We start from the raw sequence: 19,896 nt of genomic DNA on the forward strand, positions 1-19,896 counted from the left end.
TTTCCCCCTACTTTTAACTAAAACTCAGCATATATAAATGGTCCTGCACTCATATCATGAAATCCATATATCAACACAAGCAAAATAAGAATAAACAAATAGTATAAAGTACGAGCACCAGCTTTCACCAGAACACTATCAAACACTCTTTTTACAGTACCCAAATAAAAGCATCCTTTCATGTAAAAATTCTAATGCCAATTTTTACTCTGTAAAAATTCTAATGCCGATTTTTACCACCTTTTTCTTCTTTAGTAATTAAACTATTGTCTTAGTATTATTACTCAAAAGAGGAATATAATAATTGTTATTTTTTGTTGTAGAAATACCTTAATTGCTCCTATACTAAAATGTTTTCATTAAAAATAAATTAGAAAATCATTAATAATAATTCATATTATTAATAAAAGTTTTTTTCAAAATTTACTTACCATTTAGAAAGGAGATTTGATTTATATACAGACTTTAACATTCATTGCAAAAAAGTCTTATTATTGTCATGAACAGTTCTAAATAAGATATAATTTAGAAATAATCTAGAAATATACAGGAGGATTTATGTCAAAAAAATTAATTGTTTTTACCGGTGGAGGTTCTGCGGGACATGTAACTCCAAACATTGCGATCATCAATGAAATTAATCATTCAAAATGGGATATTCATTACATAGGTTCTAAAAAAGGAATTGAAAAAGAATTAATAGCAAATCTGAACATTCCTTATTATGGAATATCAAGTGGAAAATTAAGGAGATATATAGATTTTGAAAATGTAAAAGATATTTTTCGAGTTATCAAAGGTTGTATTCAAGCAAGAAGTACTTTGAAGAAATTAAAGCCACATTTAGTATTCTCAAAAGGAGGTTTTGTTTCCGTTCCAGTGATAATTGCTGCAAGATCATTAAAAATACCTATTTTTATTCACGAAAGTGATATGACTCCCGGTCTAGCTAATAAAATATCTCAAAGATTTGCAACTAAAATTTTCACTTCATTTGAGGAAACAAAGAAATTTTTCCCTGAAAATAAAACAACAGTCATCGGCTCGCCGATTCGTAAAGAAATATTAAACGGCTCTGCCAGCAGGGGAAGAGCCTTTCTCAATTTCGATGTTAAACGCCCAATTTTGACCATTATGGGCGGCAGCTTAGGGTCAAAAAAGATCAATGAAATGGTAAGAGATTCTTTGGATAAGCTTACTGTAAATTATCAAATTGTTCATTTATGTGGAAAGGGAAATATTAATAAGGAATTATTAAATATTCCTGGATACAAACAATTTGAATATATTAACGAGGAATTGCCAGACATATTAGCTGCGACAAATATGGTGATTACAAGAGGCGGCTCAAATGCTATTTTTGAATTCTTGGCATTACAAATCCCTATGCTAATTATCCCATTAACGAAACAACAAAGCCGAGGGGATCAAATACTAAATGCAAAATCCTTTGAGGAAAAAGGGTATTCTTTAACTTTAGAGGAAGAAGATCTTACTAAGGAATCATTACTCAAATCTCTAGAAAAGGTTCAAAATAATAAAGAAGCTTATAAAACTGCAATGAAAACTTCTGTACAAGGAAATGCACTCCAAATCCTTGTAAATGAAATAAGTAAATATTAGACTTTGTTATTTAATTTCAAAAAAATCTCTGTTGGGAATACATTCATCTAGTTATTTTGCGTATGGAAATCGCTTCACGTATTCCTTTCAAGTGATTTTTCAACATTAAAAACATTAACAAAGTCAAATATTAAAGGAGAATGTTTATGCATTGGCTATTTTTAACCTTAGCCATTCTTTTTGAAGTAGCAGGGACAACTACGATGAAATTGTCAAATGGACTGTCTAAAATAATTCCAAGTGTGTTAATGATTGTTTTTTATATTAGCAGCCTTAGTTTTTTAACTCTTGCTCTGAAAAATATCGAAATCTCTATAGCTTATGCGATTTGGTCCGGAGTAGGAATTGCTCTTATTACAATTATCGGTTATATTTACTTTGCAGAAAATTTAAGCATTGTTAAGATTATCGCAATCTCTTTAATTATTATTGGAATAATTACTTTAAATCTAGCTGGAAACGTCCATGCATCTTCATCTAAAGTACAAATAACTGAGGATATTAATCAATAAAAAAAGGGATACAGGTCATCATTACCTGTATCCCTTTTTGTCTAGCGCAAGCAGCCGTCGGCTAGCAGATTTCTATTGCTGCCAGTGTTTCTCCATCGCTTTATCCATATAAACCCACCCCTTCCATGCGATATGGATCGTGTCCTTTAAGAAGTATGGATCATATTCATGTCCTGAAAAATCAGCGATTGGAAAACCAGCTGCTAATACTTGCTTTTTAATCTTCTTATAATATTTATTACGTCCATCCTTTGGAAATCCAGTGTAGTCATACCACTTCCCATTAACAGGAAGAGAGATAAAAAGGGGTTTTGCTCCCTTTTCTTTCAAAAGATCCAGCATTATTTGAAAGTCTTCGTATTCCTTCGATTCTGCAAAAGATGCACCTTTTTTATAGTTTTTTAGTTTTTTTTCAACTGGAGCAAGTTTCTTTTTATAGTAACCATCAGCGATGTAAAATTGATTGTTAGAAGCCTTTTCTCTTCCATAGCTTGTAGCTAAATTTTCTAATTCCATCATTGATTTATCCTTCACAAGCTCAGGTTCCTTGTAAAGCTTCCGTTCACGCCCTCCATATACCGAATAATATAAATCCTTTTTAAAAAGGAGCTGCTTATTCATATATGCAATTGGTCTTACAATATCTGCCTTCATTTTTAATGATTTCGAATTATTCACTTCTGCTTTATACATTGTACAGAGAATGTGATCCCGTCTTACTGCATCAAAATTTAGAAGCCTGCGCATTGCTTCCTTTTTTATATGCTCGCTAATACTTTTATTAAAAACTAAATCATAAGCCTGAAGCCTTGAGTAATTTGGTGCAAAGTGAAACTCATCGATTCCTCCCTTGTTAAACCATTGAGGAGAAATAATAAAAACGAGCTTCTTCCCTTTTAATTGATCCGCATGGGATGCAAAATTCATAAAATGAATAATCGATTGAGTACCGCCACGCCCATAAAGAAATGGTGTAAATCCTTTTGGATTCGCTTCAAAGTAATTTGCAGGATGGAATGGGTCGAACCGTGATAATTCGGATGACCCATAGATCGGAAAATATTTATCATTTTCCAACATTCTCCTCTGTACATAATCGCCTTGAAACATTAATGGATTTAATTCAGTTGCCGCTTTTTCTACCTTTTTATCCGTAATAAAAGACTTGAGCCAATTATTAGGAAAGAAAACAAACACTAAAAATAAGACAAAAGCTATAAAAAGCGGAACAAATGTATACTTTCTCATTCCCTCTCAGCCAATTTCATTGCAATATTATTTGGTGTATTCCATTCCTCTCTGGTGAATTCTGTTATTGGAACACTAATTCCAAGACGGCCTTCTACTTCAACCAATAAAGAAATAATACCGAAAGAATCTAGTAGTCCTTCTTCAAACAAATCAATATCCGGATTTTCTACAACAACCTCATCTTGACAAACCTCAACTAATATATTGAAAACTTCTTGTTTTTCCATCATGTATAATCTCCTTTAACGAAATAATATTCCTGAAAAAATATAAAAACCGAAACAAATAAAATGGAACGTAATAATGACCGATATGACATGTGTAATCTTGTTTTTCGGCCAAAATTTTCTTTTCCGATTCCATCTATCAAAAAAGTCAAAACTTATGATCAAAAGTGCGTGATACAGTCCATAAATAATATACTGGGGAGCAATCCCATGCCATACCCCCATGATTAGAAATAATAGTACATATCCAATATTCGAAACCGTATAGCGATTTTTGATCCATTTCTTCTTGGTCATCCAAAATACAAAACGCATATATACATAATCTCTAAACCAAAATGATAGAGTCATATGCCAACGATTCCAGAAATCTTTTATATTCCTGCTTATAAAAGGTAAATTAAAGTTTTCAGGAGTTTTAATCCCCATTATATAACTTATACCAATTGCAAAAGCACTGTACCCTGCAAAGTCAAAAAACAAATACAAACTATAGGAATACATATACAGGATATGTCCTACAATCGGTCGCAGGGGAACAAATGGGTTTGCAGGTAAATAAGTTATCAGATAATGATGAATCAAATAAGCAATAATGAACTTATATAAAAAACCCCTAAATACTTTATTAATACCTAAATATAAATACTCCCGATACTGTTCCTTTGTTGGAGTTGTTAAATGGTCTTTTTCAAATCTCCGCCAGCGATCGATTGGACCAGACGAGACCGTTGGGAAGAATAATAAAAAGTATAACAAATCAAGTAACGGAATATCTGCCTTTATTAAACCATCCCTTGTCTCAATGACCATTTGCACTGCTTTAAAGGTCAAATAAGAGATTCCTAGAAATCCAAAAAGATGATTCAATCCTATAAGCGGAAAAACCTTTACTAATACTAAAGGCAATATCGATGCCGCCATTGCCACACAAAAAACGAATGTGCTGTTTTTTTGCTTTCGATAGGAAAGGTAGCCCTTTATAAGAACAACCTGCCAAATTGTAAAAACAAGTAGAGAAATCGTTCCAACTAAACTACTAGAGAAAACAATCGCTAGCACGACTAAAGTAACGAACATATTATAAGCTTTTGATGTTTTTCCTTTTAAGCCAAGTACGATTGTTGGTACTAGTAACAACGCTACAATAAAGAAAAAAATAAAGGATTCATAAGGGATCATGCCATTACCTCTGAAGCTAATACCTTACGATCGACTTTACCATTTGGTGTCATAGGTAATTGATTTAAATAAGAAAATTTCCTAGGAATCATATACTTAGGTAATAGATTAGTAAGTTCCTTTTTTATAGCACTTGATAGCTGGTATTCCTTCTCGAAAGAGTGTTTAGCTGGGACAACAAATGCGTTTAAGTAATCGATTTTATCATCACGATAAACTGGAACGACGACACATGCTTCAACATGTTGTGACTTGTTAATATTACATTCAATTTCCTCTAATTCCATTCGATATCCATGTACCTTTACTTGGAAGTCCAATCTTCCTTGATAATAAAGGAAACCATTTTTAATATAGCCGGCATCACCTGTTTTGTAGGCTCTTTCTCCATCTTTAACAAAAAAGGCTCTATCTGTTAATTCCTTCTCACCTAAATATCCCTTACTCACACTTGGACCGACTATAATCATTTCACCCTTTTCACCCTCTGGCAAAGGATTTCCCTCATTATCCACAATTAATAGCTGAGAATCACTTTTGCAGCGCCCGATAGGTAAAACAGTATGAGTTTCTAGCGTTTCTTTTGTGATTTCGACCATTGTAACAGCAACAGTTGCTTCAGTAGGTCCATACAAATTAAAGACTTTTGCTTTCGGGAAACGTTCAAGCAATAGTCGTGCAGTTTCTGCAGATAATACTTCTCCACAAAAAAGGAATACTTCTAACTCTGGAAGCATGTTATTAGAAAATTTCGGTTCCATTAAACACATTTGTGCAAAGGATGGAGTAGAAGTCCATACCTTAATATTGGAATGCTGTAGTTCCTCAAAGAGCACTTTCGGATTGGCAATCATATCCTTCGTTACAGCATATAACGTCCCGCCGGAACTAAGTGCTGGGTACAAATCCATAACAGATAGATCAAACGAAAAAGGCGCTTGATTTAAAAAGTTGCCTTGATTGTTGATTGGAAAATCAGTTATCATCCAATCTACAAAACTTTGAAGATTGCTAGCAGTAATCTGCACACCTTTTGGGTTTCCAGTACTTCCTGAAGTATAGATAATATAAAAGCTATCCTCCTCAGCCACCCATTGATCCTCTGAAACATCCGTATCATTGTTATTAAGTATACTGACAAGCTCTTCATTATTGATTTTCTTCAAAGGATAAGAAGCAAAATGAGCTTCATCTATTTCTTCAGTCATTATAAAAAATTCTGCTTTAGAGCTTTCCACGATTTTTTTAATTCTATCCACTGGTATAGAAAGATCGACTGGAATATATGGATGTCCTGCCTTTACACTGCCTAAAAAAGAAATAATCATTTCAGGTTCCATATGACCGTAAACAATAATGGGCGACTTCGCTTGGTTTGAGTGTTTCTGAATATATGAAGCTAAATTATCTGACTGTTTCCATAAATCGCCATAAGTTAAAACTGAACCTCGATTTACATAAGCAAATCTATTTGGATGATCGCTTGATAATTTTTGAATTGATTTAATTAACCTCATGTTTTCTCCTTCGAATGAATAAGACTGTTTTCGTATAGAATGTAAAAATCTTAATCGATATTTACTATGTAAAATCTTTACCGATTTTTACTTGTTACTATTTTGTAATATATACGAAAGTCTATAAGCTTGGTTCGGGGCATCTTTTCATAGAAAAATGCATCTTCCTAAATATTAAAACTCTGCGTATATAAATGGCCCTGCACTCATATCATGAAAACCATATATTAAGACAAGTAAAATAAGAATAAGCAAATAGTATAACGTACGAATACTTTGTTTTACTACATAATTTTCAAAAATCTTCTTTATTTTTCCCATAAAAAGCTTCCTTCCTACTAATCAGTGCCAAAGCTGCGACATCGGGCTATAGTATAATAACACATAAGCTATAAATATTTGTAAAAAATTTGTAGCTTATTACAATTATATTACATTACTTAGACTACTTAAATACGAAAAAAGTTGCATAAAAATATGGTTAAATACCTTTTTTTGAGAAAGAAAAAATAAAAAATTTCAATTAGATCGAGGTTGAGGACAAAGATACAGAAAAAAAAGGGTGATAGATCCAAAGACCTATCACCCTTTTTAATTCTTTTTTAAGCATTTACTGCTTCTTTAGAGAACGCTTCTTCTACTGTAACATAATTATATCCAAGATCATGAGCAACTGCTTCAAATGTTACATGACCATTTGCCACATTCACACCAGCTTTAATTGCTGGATTATCATTTACTGCTTTTGCTACACCTTTAGATGCAATTTGAACTGCATAAGGAATCGTTACATTCGTTAATGCAATGGTTGATGTACGTGGAACAGCACCAGGCATGTTTGCTACTGTATAATGTACTACACCATGTTTTTCATAAGTTGGGTTGTCATGTGTTGTAATCTGATCACTTGTTTCAAAGTTTCCACCTTGGTCAATCGCAACATCAACAATGACAGAGCCTGGCTGCATTGATTTAACCATTTCTTCTGTTACTAATTTAGGAGCTTTAGCACCTGGAATTAATACGGAACCAATAACTAAATCTGAATCTTTCACGGCTTCTGCGATATTATATGGATTGGACATTAATGTTTGTACACTTGTACCAAAAATATCCTCTAATTGACGTAATCGATCTGGACTTAAATCGATAATAGTTACATCTGCACCAAGACCTACCGCAATTTTCGCAGCATTCGTACCAACCATTCCACCACCAATAATTGTTACTTTTCCGCGTTTAACACCTGGAACTCCACTTAACAGTATCCCTTTGCCGCCTTGAGTTTTTTCAAGGAATTGAGCTCCAATTTGAGAAGCCATACGACCAGCTACTTCACTCATTGGTGATAATAAAGGAAGAGTTCTGTTAACCGTAACAGTTTCATAGGCAACAGCGATAACTTCGCTTTCAACTAATGCCTTTGCCAACTCTGGTTCTGCAGCTAGATGAAGGTATGTGAATAAAATTAATCCTTTACGGAAATAAGCATACTCTGATGGAAGAGGTTCCTTTACTTTCATAATCATTTCAGATTTCGCCCATACTTCTGAAGCGCTTTCAATTATTTCAGCACCAGCTTGTTTATATTCTTCGTTCGTAAAACCACTGCCAAGTCCAGCATTTGTTTCAATAATTACTTTATGTCCAGCATTTGATAAATGCACAACACCTGCAGGGGTCATAGCAACGCGATTTTCATTATTTTTTATTTCTTTTGGAACACCGATAATCATTAAACAACATCTCCTCAATGTTCAATTCAATTTTTCATTACACTTCGATTATATTCTTTTTTTTTTTACTTTTCTTTATGGAGAATACAAAAAAACAGTGCCATGATTTGTGAAAAATCACAAAGGCTCTTTTTTTGAACTTTGTTGTTTCTGAAAAAGTCCTGTAGGGTATGCGTTCAGTACAGTTTACTCCGTATAGAAATCGCTTCACGCTTTCCCTACAGGCGATTTTATCAACAATAAGTCACGAATTATCACTCTTCATTTCTTCTATTTTTAAATCTAGATATAAGGTGATTTTTTGATTAACATCTTTTAGATCGATTTCTGCTATTTCAGCTATTCGTTTGAGGCGATAATTAAGTGTATTGGTATGAACATGCAATACTTTTGCAGCATCTTGAACATTATTGTCACACTCTAAATAAGTTTTTAAAGTGGGTAACAAGTTCGATTGATGCTTTCTGTCATATTCCCTTAATTTTCCGATTGAATAATTTTGATATTTTTCTTTATTTCTAATGTTAAATAGTTCCTCTAGAAATTGATAAATTCCAAGCTCCTGGTAGCTATAAATAAGTTTTAATTCGTGGGAGAACTCTTCCTTAAGTTCCAATACCCTCAATGCTTCTTGATAGCTTTTATTAATCATCTGTGGAGAGTCATAAATTAATCCACATGAACCTTTCACTTGTTCAATCTTTAAACGTTCCTTTATTTTTTCTATAAAATTTTCCAGAAAACATTTCAGACTATTAATAGAAGCATTGTTTGATCCATGACGTATTAGTAGAATTAGCTGATTTTGATCAAATACACGACAAACGACATGAACCTGTTGTAAAGTTTCTATTAAATAGTAGGCATGCTTTTCAATTTTTGGACTTACTTCATGATCAAATTCAATGATTGCAACGGACAATTTTCCATCTAAATTTATGCCAAACTTATCTGCCTGGCGTTTTATTTCATTTAACTTTGGAACATGCCCTGCTAAAAGCTTCCAAAAAAACTCTTTATAGTTTTCCTCTGCTTTTCTTTTTTTTATTTGGTGCTGAAGGAGCTGGTTTTTTACTTGTTTCGCTGCCTCCTTAAGCATCTGCAATTTATCTTCTGTAATTTTTTTATCGTTTGTTTGGGCCCAAATAAATCCGAGTACTTCATTATTTTTACGTACAGAAACAGCAATGCGATTTCCTAATCCCACATTTTCAATAGCCGGTATGATCACTGGTTCATCACTTTCAAATAATTTAGTCATAACACCAGATTTCCACAGGCTATTAATGACATTCTCTGGTACCTTTCTTCTAATAATAGTAGCAATTCTGGCAGCATCAACATTTTCCTCATGCTCGCTATAGGCAATTATTCGGTGATTCGAATCTTCTATTGTAATTGGACAATCTAATATCTCTCCGATATGATCTGCCAAACTTTCTGGAGAATCGAAGGAATCCCTAAAAATTTGAGAATGGCTCATAGAAACTTCCCTTTCACAAATAATATGTTTTATTTTATCATAATCGGGCATTTATTTGTGGAATTACACAAGACTGGATCAAAACATTTTATATTTTTCACAACTAATTGGTGATTATTTTTATGTTATACTAATAAATTTTATGTTATACTAATAAATTTTATCTTATTTTTAATGTAAGCGATTACAGTGTTATAGTCAAATTAATATTATTGTAGTAAAATATTTTTATACTTTTATAAAATTACTTTTCAAAATATACAAAAATATTATTTAGAAACGCAAAGCAAAAAGATGATTTTGAATAATTTTTATTATCAGATCGATCTATGACTTCCCAGCGAAAATTAAATTAATACAACAAAGATTTTACATAAGAGGTGGTATCAAATGGAAAACCAAGAGCTTCATCGCGGTTTAGAAGAAAGACATATTACTTTAATGTCTTTAGGGGCTTGTATTGGAGTAGGTTTATTTTTAGGCGCTGGTAAAACAATTGCACTTGCAGGTCCTTCTATATTAATTGCTTACCTTGTTGCAGGTGCTGTTATGTTTGTTATTATGCGTGCACTAGGAGAAATGGCTATTCAAAATCCAGTTGCAGGTTCATTTAGCCGTTATGCACAAGATTATTTAGGACCGCTGGCTGGGTTCCTAACTGGTTGGAATTATTGGTTTTTGTGGGTTGTCACATGTATGGCAGAGATTACAGCAGTAGGTGTTTATATGCAATTATGGTTCCCTCATATCCCTAAATGGATCTGGGCACTAGCTGCACTTGTTATAATGGCAATCGTTAACTTAATTACAGTTAAAGCATTTGGAGAATTAGAATTCTGGTTTGCCTTAATCAAAATCATTGCTATTATCGCTATGATTGCAACAGGTTTATTGATCATCCTATTTGGTATTGGTAATGGTGGGATTGCAACTGGAATTAGTAACCTATGGAAACAAGGAGGTTTCGCTCCTAATGGTTTCAAAGGCATTTTATTATCTATGCAAATGGTTATGTTTGCTTACTTAGGTATAGAAATGCTAGGGGTGACCGCTGGAGAAGCAAAGAATCCAGAAAAAACGATTTCCCGGGCAGTTAATACAGTTTTTTGGCGTATTCTTATCTTTTATGTGGGTGCATTATTTGTTATTATGTCCATTTATCCTTGGAATGAAATCGGAACAGCAGGAAGTCCTTTTGTTATGACCTTTGAAAAAATTGGCATTCGACAAGCAGCTGGAATTATCAATTTTGTTGTTCTTACAGCAGCACTTTCTAGCTGTAATAGTGGAATTTTTAGTACAGGCCGTATGCTATTTAATCTAGCAGAACAAAATCAAGCACCTGCCTCTCTAAAAAAAGTTAATAAAGGAGGCGTCCCATCTTTAGCAATCATTATCTCAACAGCTGCATTATTAATAGGAGTCATTTTAAATTATTTAGTCCCTGAAAAAGTATTTACTTGGGTAACTAGTATCTCTACTTTTGGTGCAATATGGACATGGACGATGATTTTATTATCTCAGCTAAAATTTAGAAAAGGTATATCACCTGAGGAACAAGCAAAAATAAAATTCAAAGCACCATTTTGGCCATACGGATCCTATATTGCACTAGCATTCCTTGCCATCGTTGTCGTGTTAATGGGGTTCTCCAAGGACACACAAATTGCTTTAATCGTTGGGCCGCTTTGGCTGATTCTATTAGTAGCCGTATACTGCGGTAAGGGAATGCATAGGAGAGAACAGAAAAATTATAAATGAACAAAAGCGCCAGCATAAATATTGCTTGGCGTATTTTTTATTTTCTATCAAAACCTTACATATGAGTCAAATAATAAAATATTTAATAAATCCCTTTTCTCCTAATGTTAGGACTTTTATAATAAAGACAGATTCATATTTCTATTCTATTATTAAATAGAATGAAAGAGACACTACATATTTCGTATCCACTCAAAATATATGATTTTTAACCGATAGTAAGACTATTACTGACGAAATTTTAATATTTTCACATAAATGGTCTATCACAGACTTTATGGGAAAGGGGAACAGATGAAAAAGATAGGAAAAGTATTGATTTTATCAACAAGTATATTAGTAGCTGCACAGGGGGTTCCCTATTCGCCATTTGAAACAATAAAGGCTGAAGCAAGCAGCAGTATAAAATTGAATAAAACAACATATCAGACAACTGATAATGTAAACCTTCGTACAGGAGCAAGTACAAAAAATAAAGCTATTATTACCATCCCAAAAGGAAAAATAGTAACTGCTACCGCAAAAACAGGTGCTTGGTACAAGGTATCTTATACATATAGTTTGAAAGGAAAGAATATCACTAAAACTGGCTGGGTAAGCGGTTCTTATATAAAAGAATATTATAAATATACAACGATCACAAAATCATATTATTTTTCAAAGTCGCAGGCGAAGCTTTATCCCACACCTGACACAAAGAAAAAAGCAGCATATACGATATCTGGAAAGAATGGATTTTATTCTACACAAAAAGTTGTAAATAGCCTTGGGCAAACATGGTATCGAATATCTTATAACGGAAAAACACTTTACATAAATAGTAGTAGTGTTAATAAGAACTCCTTTGCATCTTTTACAAAAACTAAATACAAAGCCAATAAAGATACCTATCTTTATCAATCATATGGGACTATTTATAATAAACTAGTAAAAATCCCAAAAGGCACGATTGTTCAATCCACAAAAAGGATTGGAGAATGGTATAGCGTCACTTATGGTGGGAAATCCGGATATTTTTATATAGGCGACTTTTCAAAATATAATGAAGTAACCTATACATATTCCAACACTAGCACTACATATTATTTCACAAAAAATACGGCTAAACTTTATTTGTCACCAAAGGATACAAAAAAGGAAGAAGCTTCTCTTTCAAGTAATAATGGATTTCTTTCCACACAGAAAGTTGTAAATAGTTTAGGAGAAACATGGTATCGCGTTGATGAAAAAGATTTATATGTTAGTAGTAAAGATGTTGTAAAGGATTCTTTTAAGGATGTTCCACAAACAAAATATAAAGCCAATATGGATACATTTGTTTATCAATCCTTTGGAAATTCCTATGATAAACTAGTAAGTATTCCAAAGGACACAATAGTAACAGCTACTAGTAGAATTGGAGATTGGTATAAAGTTATTTACAACGGTACATCTGGTTATTTTTATATTGGTGATTTTTCTCCATATAACGAAATTTCTTATGAATATACTAATACGAATAAGACCTATTATTTTACCAAACAGACAACAAAGCTTTACTCATATCCTAATTCTTCGGGTAATGAGGTGTACTCCATCGCAGCAAATAATGGCTTTACCTCTACCCAAAAAATAGTTAATAGTCTTGGAGAAACATGGTATCGAGTTGATGAGTATAATGGAAAAACATTATATGTAAATAGCAAAGATGTAAGCAAAAATACTTTCTCAGATATACAAACAGAATATAAAGCTAATAAAGACACATATGTCTATCAATCATTTGGTAATGCCTATAACAAACTGATCAAAATACCGAAAGACACCATTGTCTCTCCAAACAAAAAAATAGGAGATTGGTATAGTGTTACTTACAATGGTACAGCTGGATATTTTTATATTGGTGATTTTTCTCCATATACAAATGTAACTGAAAGTAAGATTCAGGATACTACCTTTGTTACAACTGCCGACTTAAATCTTAGGAAAACAGCAGATGCATCATCAAATTTACTTATTACGATTCCAAACTCTAAAATCGTAGTGGCAACTGCCAAAGTTTCTAATGGATGGTATAAGGTGTCATACGGTGGCAAAACAGGCTATGTAAATGGCAGCTATTTAAAGGAAGTAAAAACCGGTGATCCTATTACAAGTCGAACTGGTTATCAATTCATCGATTTACGAACCCAGTCACCTGTAACAGCTAAGCAAATAAATGACTATATTTCAAAATATGTGAATTCAACTGGAAAGATAAGTGTACTGACCGGTAAGGGACAAGCATTCATAAATGCAGGAAAAAAATATGGGGTAAATGCACTTTACTTAGCTGCCCATGCGATTCATGAGAGTGCCTACGGAACCTCCAATATTTCTTTAGGTAAAAATAATTTATTTGGATTTGGAGCATATGATGCTACACCGTTTGTAGCTGCTTATCGTTTTGCAACAGTAGACCTTAATATTGAATATATTGCACGAGAAATGAAAGCTACTTACTTAAACGAAAATAATTGGAAGTATAATGGACCATATCTAGGCTTTAGTACAAAAGATTTAAAAGGGAATCGGATCGATTCAAATAGTGAGGGTATGAACTTTTACTATGCAAGTGATCAAAATTGGGGTAAAACAATCGCCAAACACATGGAAAATATACTGCCTTTTGATAAAAACTATTACAGCAAGGCTGTGGCTAATACTGTTGTTCCAACTCAGCCTAGCAAACCTGATGGCAGCGATGTTTTCCCAACTGGGATCCAAGCAGTTGCCAATCAAGATCTTGTCTTAAATAGTAAAAAGGGAATAAACGATGCGGTTAAAAAGATCAAGAAAAATTCAAAATTTTTCTTACTTGAAAAAGCAAACGACTTTTGGGTTAAAGTAATGGTCGATGATAAAATATACTGGACAAATGATATTAATTTTGTTTCTTACAAAAAATATTTATCTGTCCAAAATTTAGGTAGGGTTACAGCTGCATCATTAAATGTCCGTACCGCTCCTAATTCAACCATTATAGGAGCATTAAATCTTAACGACTATGTACAGATTGTCTTACAAAAAGATGGAACTCCTACGATGGACAGCACAAAAACTTGGTATCAAGTGACATTAGCAAATGGAAAAACGGGCTGGATAAGTGCAACGTATGTTGTACAAGAGTTAAAATAAAGTAAATTTGGAGAATCATGCATGAAAAAAGATAGTGGACTTGCCACTATCTTTTTTTATTTCCTATATGCTATTTTCAAACAGAAAGACATAATGTTTAGCTTTAGGATCTGCAATAGGGAGATTTTTTAGGTTAGTTTAATATGAATCAATATAGTGTTGTGTAACCACCAAATTTAATCTCCAGCTTGTTTACTCTCCATACCCGAAACATTTGGGGTGTTTCCCCATGATTCAACATTTTTTAATCCTTTAATATTAGAAGCATAGAAGACAGGGTCTTTTCCTTGAGCTTTTTGGCGTTTATAATCAGCTAATGCCGAAAAAGCAAATTTCCCTAAGAGAGCAATCGCAATTAAATTAATAATAGCCATGAAAGCCATGAACAAATCTGCTATACTCCAAACAAAATCTAGAGCGGCAAGTGAGCCAAAAGCAACCATCCCCACTACAGCTATACGATAAATATATAGCCAAAGCTTACTGTTTTTAATAAACTCAATATTCGACTCTCCATAATAATAATTCCCTACAATCGAACTAAAAGCAAATAATAATACGATAATAGCAAGGAAAATTCCTGCCCACGAACCAAGGCTTGTCTCAAGAGCATTTTGAGTCAATACAATTCCGTTCGACTCTTTTGATGTATATAATCCAGATAATAAAATGATAAAAGCTGTACTACTACAAATAAGAAGCGTGTCAACAAAAACACCGAGCGACTGAATAAGTCCCTGTTTCACAGGATGGCTTACATCTGCTGTAGCCGCAGCATTAGGTGCACTTCCCATACCAGCTTCATTTGAAAATAATCCACGTTTAATTCCATTCATCATTGCAGCCCCAATTGCTCCGCCAGCTACTTCTTTAATACCGAATGCATTTTCAAAAATCAACTTAATAACATTCGGAATATCTGCAATGTTTGTCACCATGATATACAAAGCGATGAGAATATATGCACCTGCCATTACAGGTACCATTAATTCGGCCACTTTTGCAATCCTCTTAATCCCGCCAAAAATAATAATAGCTGTTATAATAGAAAGGAGAATCGCTATTAGTGACTTGTTTATACCAAATGATTGGTTAATTGCACTTGTAATGGTATTTGCTTGAACTGAATTAAATGCCAAACCAAATGTAAGTGAAATGAGAACAGCAAATAAGATTCCCATCCAACGAGCATTTAATGCTTTTTCCATATAATAAGCTGGTCCACCTCGGAAGGTATCGCCGTCCTTAACTTTAAAAATTTGGGCAAGTGTACTTTCTACAAACGCCGAAGCAGATCCAATTAATGCAATGAGCCACATCCAAAAAACCGCACCAGGTCCTCCAGTCGTAATCGCTAGGGCTACTCCTGCTAAGTTTCCTGTCCCTACTCGTGAAGCTGTACTAATACAAAATGCTTGAAAAGACGAAACACCCTTTTTATTATCTTTTGCTCCTTCTCCCAAAAGACGAATCATTTCTCCTACCATTCTAAATTGTACAAACTTCGTCCGAAAGGTAAAATAGAGTCCTAACCCAATCAACATAATAATTAGAATATAAGACCAAAGTATTGTATTCGTTCCATTTACTAAACTTCCCAAAAACTTCATCCAACCCATCACCTTCTTCTCTAAGATAGTCTTATTCCATAATAACATTCCTACTTTAACAAATTTAACTATAAACAACAATGGATACTATTACCTAAACTCTAAATCTACAAAAAAAGAGTGTCAGGCAAAGACAATGCCTGACACTCTTTTTTTGATATCATTCCTCTATTTCGAATCTATTTGTTTCACATAAATCGCTGATGAGCAATTAGTTTTTATACAGCCTTCTAAATCTGAATCTTTTATTAATCCAAGATTTAATGCTGACTTTATTTTTCCTTCATCAGGTCTTTTCTGAATTAGATCCAACATATTTAGTTCTTCAAGCCTTTTCAAAGTAGTTTCCTGTTCAAACTTTTCTGATGTTCTAATTTGCCTTTGCAATTTGTACTCACTAATAGTTATTTCACCTTTTACATTTTTTCCAACGGAGGCATCAAAAAAATGATTAAATATTTTTTTTAATTCATCCAACTCAGTTTCCACTTCTTTTTTCTTGCGATTAAGGTTATCGTAACGTAAGAGCATCTCTCTTGTAATCAAATAATCTACATCGTTTTTCAACACGTATCCCCCTCATTTACATTTAGATATTCAATCATATGTGAAATATTATGGGATATTACTTTTACACAGATAATTATCGATATTTATGTTAAAATAGAGATAGGAAATTAAAATCTTCTCAAAGAAAGAAGGCACTTGTTATGAAGGTAAAAGACTTCATGATTCAAGACGTGATTTCTGTTAAGGAAGACGATACCATTAAGCATTTGCTAAATACTCTAGTCAAGCATAAAATTGGTGGAGTTCCAGTTATCAATGCTGATGGTACATTACTAGGTATGATCAGTGATGGAGATGTTTTAAGAAGTATTAAGCCAAAAGATACCGTAGTCTATGATTTTTATAGTTTAATGGCTATAGCGTATGAAAAAGGAAATTTAGAGGATGCCATTACTCACCTAAAAGATCAACCAGTTATTAAAATTGCGAAGAAGCGTAGCATAATCACTGTAAAAGAAGATGATGATATGGAAACGGTTTTAAGAATTTTAGCTAAACATCATTTCAAGAAAATCCCAGTTATCGATAATCAACGTAAGGTTGTAGGTGTCATAAGTCGGGGAGATATTATTCGCTCCATTCAAAAAGACATCCTTCAATCATTATAATAACAGCATGGGTACTTTCCCCATGCTGTTTTTTTCTTGACAAGTAAGAGTTCCTAACAGTATATATTCCTTTGAAAATATGAATTACATATAATTATTACGATTCCTACCATTCCATAATCCAAGTCTATTCAAATCTAAACTCATAAATTCGAGCTTCGTGTGGACGTAAAGCCACTATATCTGCAACTTTTTCTTCTTTAACATCCAAATAATTTGCAAGAATTAACCTTTTGGACTGATTATTAAACATGGGAGGAAGTTGAAATTTCACTTCATCATCACTATGATTCAAAATAATTAACCAGGTGATTCCATTAAGTGAACGTGAATAAATATATAGCTGCTCCTGACCTTCTGAAAGATCTTCGTAATCTCCATACACCATTACAGGGTTTAACTTACGAAGTTGGATAAGTTTCTTATAATAATGGAAAATGGAAGATGGATCACTCATCGCTTCTTTTACATTTATCGTTGTATAATTTGGATTGCTGTTAATCCACGGTGTTCCTGTCGTAAAGCCCCCATTTTCACTATTATCCCATTGGATAGGAGTTCGTGAATTATCTCTGCTCAAAGGCTGTAGACTTTGTAATACTTCTGTTGGATCTTTCCCCTTCTGTACCTCTTCATCATATTTATTTTTCATCGCAATGTCTCTGTATTCGTCAATGTGCTTAAACTGCACACCAGTCATGCCAATTTCTTCGCCTTGAAAAATATAAGGTGTACCAGGTAAAGTATGGATTAAGGTCCCTAACAGTTTAGCTGACTGAACCCTATATTCCTTATCATTTCCGTATCTTGTCACTTGTCTCGTATGATCATGATTATTCAGAAATTGAGAGTTCCATCCCTTCCCTTTCAATCCCTCATACCACTCCTTCTGAATGGTTTTAAAACGCTTCATGTCCCAAGTTGGCATGTCATCAGCGACTTGGAAGTGGAACAATGTGTTCAATTCATTACGATCTTCTCCAACATATAATAGGCCGTCATCAGGTGTTACAAAAGGAATTTCCCCTACCGTCATAATATCGTAATGACTTAGTACTTCTCGATTCATTTCCTGCAAATATTGGTGAATACCAGGATTATTCCCTAAATACGATATATCAATAGGGTCATCAGCGTCTGGAAAACCGTCTTTTTTCGCTAATAGATTGATGACATCTAAACGGAAGCCATCAATTCCCTTATCTAACCAAAAGCGCATCATCTTATATATCTCACTTCGAACCTCCTTATTCTCCCAATTAAGATCAGGCTGTTCTATCGCAAATGAATGAAAATAATATTGGTTGGTTTTTTCATCATATTCCCAAGTGGAAGGTGTAAAATATGAACGCCAGTTATTTGGCTCCCTTCCGTTCTTCGTATCTTTCCAAATATACCAATCTCTCTTTGGATTATCTTTTGATGATCGGGATTCTAAAAACCAAGGATGCTGATCGGACGTATGATTTACCACTAGGTCCATTATCAATTTCATTCCACGTTGATGGACCTCATCAATAAGCCGCTCCATGGCATTCATATCCCCAGCTTTCTCCATTACACTATAGTAATCGGAAATATCATAACCATTATCCTTATCAGGTGATTTATACATAGGATTTAACCAAATAACATCTACATCAAGCTCTTTAATGTAATCTAATTTTTCAATTACACCGTTAATATCACCTATTCCATCTCCATCCGTATCAAAAAAGCTGCGCCAATACACTTGATACACAACGGCTTCTTTCCACCATGCTTTTTTCATTAATATTCTCCTTTGCTATAAAAAACTCTTTTCAAATCAAGGATTCGAAAAGAGTCTTATAATACTTACTTGCCGCCAGTAAATGAAATACCTTTAATAAAGTATCTATTAAAGAACATATAAATTACTAGTACTGGCAAGGTAAAGACCATAGATGCCGCCATAATGTAATTCCAGTAACTAATGTATTGACCTTTAAAAGTATTTAATCCAAGTGGCAGCGTGAAAAGCTCCGGATCAGAAAGAACAATTAATGGTCTCATAAAGTCATTCCATGAACCCATGAAAACAAAGATTGCCTGCGCTGCTAATGCAGGTTTCGCTAATGGAAGGACAATTCGAAAAAACGTACCAAGCTTACTTAGACCATCTATTTCTGCCGCTTCCTCTAATTCCTTCGGGAAATTTATAAAAAATTGACGCATCATAAAGATAAATGTCGCATTAATCATACTTGGAACAATCATTCCTTGATAAGTGTTTAGCCATCCCAATGATTTTAAAATTAAATAGTTTGGAATCATCGTAACCTGCATCGGGATCATTAATACACCTAAAATAATGATAAATAGAGCTTTCTTCCCTCGAAAATGAATACGTGCCAATGCATAACCCGCCATGGAGTTAAAAACTAAGTTAAGCAATGTTACACACACTGCGATAAAAACACTATTAAACAGCCAGCGCGGAAATAACTCTTGTTTCACAAAAATAGTTTTGTAATTATCTAAAGTAAAATGTTTAGGGATAAAATTTATCGTTCCGCTGACAATTTCCTCTAGATTTTTAAAGGATGAAGATAATGCCCATAAAAACGGAATAATCGTAACGACTGCATATAGGATGAGAATGACATATAATAATTTTTTTCCGAAGTTCAATTTTCTTT

At 33.5% G+C, this 19,896-nt stretch carries 17 protein-coding genes; 5 read left to right on the forward strand and 12 right to left on the reverse strand.

What is annotated here, in order from left to right:
* Positions 1-17: 17 nt before the first annotated feature.
* Positions 18-182: a teichoic acid D-Ala incorporation-associated protein DltX gene (dltX, locus tag ACQKP0_RS00230; RefSeq protein ID WP_427403802.1), complete on the reverse strand. Its 165-nt coding sequence runs from the start codon at positions 180-182 to the stop codon at positions 18-20.
* Between the two features lie 376 nt (positions 183-558).
* Between dltX (ACQKP0_RS00230) and ACQKP0_RS00235 the strand changes: the two genes are divergently transcribed.
* A complete protein-coding gene (locus ACQKP0_RS00235) occupies positions 559-1,623 on the forward strand; it encodes an undecaprenyldiphospho-muramoylpentapeptide beta-N-acetylglucosaminyltransferase (RefSeq protein WP_427403803.1) in 1,065 nt (354 codons plus the stop codon).
* A gap of 146 nt (positions 1,624-1,769) precedes the next feature.
* The gene (locus ACQKP0_RS00240) at positions 1,770-2,135 is read left to right on the forward strand and encodes a DMT family transporter (protein WP_427403804.1); all 366 of its coding nucleotides are present in this window, start codon (positions 1,770-1,772) and stop codon (positions 2,133-2,135) included.
* 72 nt (positions 2,136-2,207) lie between these two features.
* On the opposite strand, the gene dltD is transcribed toward ACQKP0_RS00240, so the two are convergent.
* From dltD to ACQKP0_RS00275, 7 genes are all read right to left on the reverse strand, one after another.
* A complete protein-coding gene (gene dltD, locus ACQKP0_RS00245; protein ID WP_427403805.1) occupies positions 2,208-3,383 on the reverse strand; it encodes a D-alanyl-lipoteichoic acid biosynthesis protein DltD in 1,176 nt (391 codons plus the stop codon).
* On the reverse strand, positions 3,380-3,613 hold the full coding sequence (gene dltC / locus ACQKP0_RS00250; protein WP_427403806.1) for a D-alanine--poly(phosphoribitol) ligase subunit 2: 234 nt from the start codon (positions 3,611-3,613) through the stop codon (positions 3,380-3,382). The genes dltD and dltC overlap by 4 nt, the downstream gene beginning before the upstream one ends.
* Positions 3,614-3,628: 15 nt before the next feature.
* A complete protein-coding gene (gene dltB, locus ACQKP0_RS00255) occupies positions 3,629-4,795 on the reverse strand; it encodes a D-alanyl-lipoteichoic acid biosynthesis protein DltB (RefSeq protein ID WP_427403807.1) in 1,167 nt (388 codons plus the stop codon).
* A complete protein-coding gene (gene dltA / locus ACQKP0_RS00260; RefSeq protein WP_427403808.1) occupies positions 4,792-6,312 on the reverse strand; it encodes a D-alanine--poly(phosphoribitol) ligase subunit DltA in 1,521 nt (506 codons plus the stop codon). The genes dltB and dltA overlap by 4 nt, the downstream gene beginning before the upstream one ends.
* 174 nt (positions 6,313-6,486) lie before the next feature.
* A complete protein-coding gene (dltX, locus tag ACQKP0_RS00265; protein WP_427403809.1) occupies positions 6,487-6,633 on the reverse strand; it encodes a teichoic acid D-Ala incorporation-associated protein DltX in 147 nt (48 codons plus the stop codon).
* A gap of 281 nt (positions 6,634-6,914) precedes the next feature.
* Entirely contained in the window at positions 6,915-8,048 is a 1,134-nt protein-coding gene (gene ald, locus ACQKP0_RS00270; RefSeq protein WP_427403810.1) for an alanine dehydrogenase, read from the reverse strand.
* A 244-nt stretch (positions 8,049-8,292) separates the two neighbouring features.
* A complete protein-coding gene (locus ACQKP0_RS00275; RefSeq protein WP_427403811.1) occupies positions 8,293-9,483 on the reverse strand; it encodes a PucR family transcriptional regulator in 1,191 nt (396 codons plus the stop codon).
* A gap of 438 nt (positions 9,484-9,921) precedes the next feature.
* Between ACQKP0_RS00275 and ACQKP0_RS00280 the strand changes: the two genes are divergently transcribed.
* Together ACQKP0_RS00280 and ACQKP0_RS00285 are read left to right on the forward strand one after the other, a co-directional pair.
* A complete protein-coding gene (locus ACQKP0_RS00280; protein WP_427403812.1) occupies positions 9,922-11,292 on the forward strand; it encodes an amino acid permease in 1,371 nt (456 codons plus the stop codon).
* Positions 11,293-11,586: 294 nt separating this feature from the next.
* Positions 11,587-14,448 carry an SH3 domain-containing protein gene (locus ACQKP0_RS00285; RefSeq protein ID WP_427403813.1) on the forward strand — a complete coding sequence of 954 codons (2,862 nt, stop codon included), beginning with the start codon at positions 11,587-11,589 and terminating at the stop codon, positions 14,446-14,448.
* Between the two features lie 176 nt (positions 14,449-14,624).
* On the opposite strand, the gene ACQKP0_RS00290 is transcribed toward ACQKP0_RS00285, so the two are convergent.
* Together ACQKP0_RS00290 and ACQKP0_RS00295 are read right to left on the reverse strand one after the other, a co-directional pair.
* Positions 14,625-16,058, reverse strand: a complete 1,434-nt coding sequence (locus tag ACQKP0_RS00290; protein ID WP_427404154.1) for an alanine/glycine:cation symporter family protein — start codon at positions 16,056-16,058, stop codon at positions 14,625-14,627.
* A 168-nt stretch (positions 16,059-16,226) separates the two neighbouring features.
* Positions 16,227-16,625 carry a hypothetical protein gene (locus ACQKP0_RS00295; RefSeq protein ID WP_427403814.1) on the reverse strand — a complete coding sequence of 133 codons (399 nt, stop codon included), beginning with the start codon at positions 16,623-16,625 and terminating at the stop codon, positions 16,227-16,229.
* Between the two features lie 143 nt (positions 16,626-16,768).
* Here ACQKP0_RS00295 and ACQKP0_RS00300 point away from each other — a divergent pair, with 143 nt between their 5' ends.
* Complete coding sequence (locus ACQKP0_RS00300) at positions 16,769-17,236, forward strand: CBS domain-containing protein (RefSeq protein ID WP_427403815.1); 468 nt, start codon at positions 16,769-16,771, stop codon at positions 17,234-17,236.
* A gap of 127 nt (positions 17,237-17,363) precedes the next feature.
* Here the strand turns inward: ACQKP0_RS00300 and ACQKP0_RS00305 are convergent, their stop codons facing one another.
* Both ACQKP0_RS00305 and ACQKP0_RS00310 read right to left on the reverse strand, forming a co-directional pair.
* Positions 17,364-19,007, reverse strand: coding sequence for a glycoside hydrolase family 13 protein (locus ACQKP0_RS00305; RefSeq protein WP_427403816.1), 1,644 nt, complete (start codon positions 19,005-19,007; stop codon positions 17,364-17,366).
* Between the two features lie 65 nt (positions 19,008-19,072).
* Positions 19,073-19,888 carry a carbohydrate ABC transporter permease gene (locus ACQKP0_RS00310; protein ID WP_427404155.1) on the reverse strand — a complete coding sequence of 272 codons (816 nt, stop codon included), beginning with the start codon at positions 19,886-19,888 and terminating at the stop codon, positions 19,073-19,075.
* Positions 19,889-19,896 lie beyond the last annotated feature (8 nt).

Source organism: Heyndrickxia sp. NPDC080065 (assembly GCF_050281185.1).
GTDB lineage: Bacteria > Bacillota > Bacilli > Bacillales > Bacillaceae_C > Heyndrickxia.

What these genes read in the sequence shown, in the direction of transcription:
- dltX (WP_427403802.1), bottom strand. Translation starts at nt 182, where the DNA reads ATGAAAGGATGCTTTTATTTGGGTACTGTAAAAAGAGTGTTTGATAGT.
- ACQKP0_RS00235 (WP_427403803.1), top strand. Translation starts at nt 559, where the DNA reads ATGTCAAAAAAATTAATTGTTTTTACCGGTGGAGGTTCTGCGGGACAT.
- ACQKP0_RS00240 (WP_427403804.1), top strand. Translation starts at nt 1,770, where the DNA reads ATGCATTGGCTATTTTTAACCTTAGCCATTCTTTTTGAAGTAGCAGGG.
- dltD (WP_427403805.1), bottom strand. Translation starts at nt 3,383, where the DNA reads ATGAGAAAGTATACATTTGTTCCGCTTTTTATAGCTTTTGTCTTATTT.
- dltC (WP_427403806.1), bottom strand. Translation starts at nt 3,613, where the DNA reads ATGGAAAAACAAGAAGTTTTCAATATATTAGTTGAGGTTTGTCAAGAT.
- dltB (WP_427403807.1), bottom strand. Translation starts at nt 4,795, where the DNA reads ATGATCCCTTATGAATCCTTTATTTTTTTCTTTATTGTAGCGTTGTTA.
- dltA (WP_427403808.1), bottom strand. Translation starts at nt 6,312, where the DNA reads ATGAGGTTAATTAAATCAATTCAAAAATTATCAAGCGATCATCCAAAT.
- dltX (WP_427403809.1), bottom strand. Translation starts at nt 6,633, where the DNA reads ATGGGAAAAATAAAGAAGATTTTTGAAAATTATGTAGTAAAACAAAGT.
- ald (WP_427403810.1), bottom strand. Translation starts at nt 8,048, where the DNA reads ATGATTATCGGTGTTCCAAAAGAAATAAAAAATAATGAAAATCGCGTT.
- ACQKP0_RS00280 (WP_427403812.1), top strand. Translation starts at nt 9,922, where the DNA reads ATGGAAAACCAAGAGCTTCATCGCGGTTTAGAAGAAAGACATATTACT.
- ACQKP0_RS00285 (WP_427403813.1), top strand. Translation starts at nt 11,587, where the DNA reads ATGAAAAAGATAGGAAAAGTATTGATTTTATCAACAAGTATATTAGTA.
- ACQKP0_RS00290 (WP_427404154.1), bottom strand. Translation starts at nt 16,058, where the DNA reads ATGAAGTTTTTGGGAAGTTTAGTAAATGGAACGAATACAATACTTTGG.
- ACQKP0_RS00300 (WP_427403815.1), top strand. Translation starts at nt 16,769, where the DNA reads ATGAAGGTAAAAGACTTCATGATTCAAGACGTGATTTCTGTTAAGGAA.
- ACQKP0_RS00305 (WP_427403816.1), bottom strand. Translation starts at nt 19,007, where the DNA reads ATGAAAAAAGCATGGTGGAAAGAAGCCGTTGTGTATCAAGTGTATTGG.